Annotated in this window: 3 protein-coding genes; all 3 read right to left on the reverse strand. The window is 69.1% G+C overall.

Features of this window, described 5'->3' with window-relative positions:
• Window positions 1-662 (reverse strand): carboxymuconolactone decarboxylase family protein (locus ACTMTI_RS56690; RefSeq protein ID WP_441129376.1); only part of this gene is annotated, 662 nt, incomplete at its 3' end.
• Window positions 663-674: 12 nt separating this feature from the next.
• Complete coding sequence (locus ACTMTI_RS56695) at window positions 675-1493, reverse strand: SDR family oxidoreductase (protein ID WP_441129377.1); 819 nt, start codon at window positions 1491-1493, stop codon at window positions 675-677.
• 22 nt (window positions 1494-1515) lie between these two features.
• Window positions 1516-1980, reverse strand: coding sequence for an SAM-dependent methyltransferase (locus tag ACTMTI_RS56700; RefSeq protein WP_441129378.1), 465 nt, complete (start codon window positions 1978-1980; stop codon window positions 1516-1518).
• Window positions 1981-2243 lie beyond the last annotated feature (263 nt).

Below are 2243 nucleotides of genomic sequence, written 5' to 3' on the forward strand. Positions count from 1 at the left end.
GTGCCAGAGTCTTGCTGAGGGAGCAGGGTCTTCGCGGCGGTCCAAGCTCGGGCGAGTCCGAACTCGGCCAGGCCGCGGAGGAGGTCGCGAAGGGTGTCGTCGGTGGCCCCGTCCGCCTGCGCCAAGGCGGCGTGCAGGCGCAGGGATTCGCCCAGGGTTTGGTAGAAGACGTCCACGGTCAGGCAGGCGATCGCCCGCTCGCGGATGCTGAGATGCGGGCGGGCCCAGCGTTGGGCGAGCTGGTCTTCGGTGAAGGCGGCCAGCCCTGGGTCCACGGCCTCGAGACCGTGGATGGCGCGGGCCAGCGCTCCGGTCAGCGGCACCGGCTTGACCGGGTCGGTGTCCTGCGCCGGGGGCAGGCCGAGCTCGGTCAGGCGCTGGAAGGCTGGGACGAGGATGGGGTAGCCCACGTAGGGGGCCAGGTGGCGGTAGAGCTCCCGGATCGACTCGGGGTCGACCCCGTTGGCCAGGGCCATCTGGACGTGCATGGCCAGGGGCAGGTCCAGATGCGGGTGGCACAGGTCGGCGGTCAGGCAGACGAAGGCCTTCTCGCGCATGGTCAGGTGGGTCAGGCCCCACAGGTTGTGGCCCGCGCCGACCGCGAGCTGGGCGAAGACGGGGTCGAGCGCGACGAGGGCGTCGGCTCCGGCGAGCTGGGTCATGGTGTGCTCCGTTCAGGACAGGCCCAGCGCGCGCAACCGCAGGGCATCGAGGGTGTACTGGGGGACGACGCGACCGAGCGTGCTCATCAGCCGCGACTTCTTGCCGACCGGGTAGCGGGAGCGCGGCTTGCGCGCGGTAAGCGCGTGCAGCACGGCATGGGCGACCACGTCGGGGCTGGAGCCCGAGCGCTCCTCCTTCAGCCCGCTGGTGACCATGGTCCGGTAGGCGGCGCCGTACAGAAGCCTGCCCTCCTCGCCGATGGCGGCCAGCCGCGGTTCGACCTCGCCTTCGAGCTTGTCGACAGCGGCAGTGTGGATGGATCCGGGTTCGATGAGGACCGCGCGGATGCCCCAGGGCTTGACCTCCATGCGCAGCGCGTCGTTGAGGGAGCGGATGGCGTGCTTGGAGGAGCACAGCGGGCCGCCGAAGGGCAGGGTGATCCAGCTGCCGACCGAGCCGACGGTGACGACGCGGCCTTTCGATGCGCGCAGCTTCGGCAGCATGGCCTGAGTGACGGCCACCTGGCCGAAGACGTTGACCTCGTACTGCCAGCGCAGCGCGTCCAGGGAGACGAACTCCAAAGGGCCGGTGACGCCGATGCCGGCGTTGTTGACCAGGGCGTCGAGATGACCGATGCGCTCGGCGGCATCGACGATCTGCCTGGCGTCGGTGACATCCAGCTTGATCGGGGTGACGGTCGGGCCGAGCGCCTGGCCGTCGGCCTCTTTGCGGACTCCGGCGTAGACGGTGAAGCCCTCGCGGGCCAGCAGAAGGGCGGTGGCACGGCCGATTCCGGTAGAAGCGCCGGTCACCAGGACGGTTTTCGACATGAGTGGTCCTTCCGGGTCCGGGTCAGTAGTAGGCGCGCATCAGCTCGGTCGCCCATTCCGGTTGCACCGTCGGGCCTTGCGGGCCGAATTCGGCCATGTAGGGCTTGACGTCCAGGATCGGGGTGCCGTCGATGGCGTCCAGGCCGCGCACGTGGATGTCGAGACCTTCGACGGCGAGCAGGCGGCATCGGGAGACGCCCAGCAGGTTCGGGCGGTTCTTGCCGCGCTGGGCGAAGATGCCGGCCTTGGGCCAGTCGGGGTTGCCCCGAGGGTGACGGGCAGAGATGTTGACCGAGGACGGGTCCACAAGATGGAACTGGAACACCACCTCCAGGTGCGAGAAGGCATCCAGCCCAGCGAGCGCCTCCGGCCCGAAACGGGTCCCGTCGAGGCGGATCAGCGCCTGTTCGGTGTTCCAGTCGTCGTCGAACGCCTCGCCGCGCCCACCGACGACCGTTCCGACAGGCTCCACCACAATGGTCCGCACAGCGTTCCTCCCATGGTCAGATGGCAGATCACGACCGTACGGCCCGCCGGTTCCGGCCGCATCAGTCATGGTGGCTGAAGGCTTGCGAGGCTCCCACCGGCTGGTTAGGTAGGGAGCTGATCGAGTGGCCCGCTATCTGACCAGCGCCTGAGCCTGCTGCTCCGCGGTCTTGAGCTGGCGGTTCTCCTTGATGAGGAAGTAGATCAGCAGTCCGCTCATGATGAAGTGGCCGCCGGCGGTGTACAGGCCGGGGAAGTAGCCGC

This window comes from Nonomuraea sp. H19 (assembly GCF_052068215.1).
In the GTDB taxonomy this organism is placed as follows: domain Bacteria; phylum Actinomycetota; class Actinomycetes; order Streptosporangiales; family Streptosporangiaceae; genus Nonomuraea.